The sequence below is a fragment of the Vibrio sp. 2132-1 genome, from assembly GCF_033344315.1.
Window position 1 is genome coordinate 1 of record NZ_JAWPON010000873.1, and the last position, 514, is coordinate 514.

Here is a 514-nt window from a genome sequence, read left to right on the forward strand (position 1 = left end):
ATTGCACAGCGTGAGCTAGAGAGCATCAAACGTGAAAACGCCGAACAAGAACGAGCCCTTTTACTCAGCCAGCTCAAGCAGATGCAAAGCCAAATTGAGCCGCATTTTCTGTTTAATACGCTTGCCAATATCAGCGCGTTGATGTCGCAAGACGTCGATAAAGCCAAACAAATGTTGGATCAACTCACGGCGTTATTGCGTGCAACGCTAAAAAACTCGCGTGAGGATCACACCACGGTTGAGAATGAAATCGCCTTGATTGACGCTTATCTGGGTATTCAAAAAATTCGTTTAGGCGAGCGCTTAAGTTACACAATCGAGGTGCAAGAAGGGTTAGGAAATACAGAGTTGCCTCCGATGATGCTGCAACCTTTGGTAGAGAACGCCATTATTCACGGCATCGAGCCAAAACGTGAAGGTGGCGAAGTCCAATTGCTGATAAAGCAAGAGAAACAGCTGTTGCAAATTGAAGTGAAAGACACTGGCGTGGGGTTGAGTCACGTCAGCAATCACT

The 514-nt window shown here is 46.5% G+C and carries 1 protein-coding gene; it reads left to right on the plus strand.

Annotation, left to right across the window (positions count from 1 at the left end; genetic code table 11):
• On the plus strand, positions 1-514 hold a 514-nt coding region (locus tag R8N47_RS28480; protein ID WP_318186518.1), incomplete at both ends, for a sensor histidine kinase.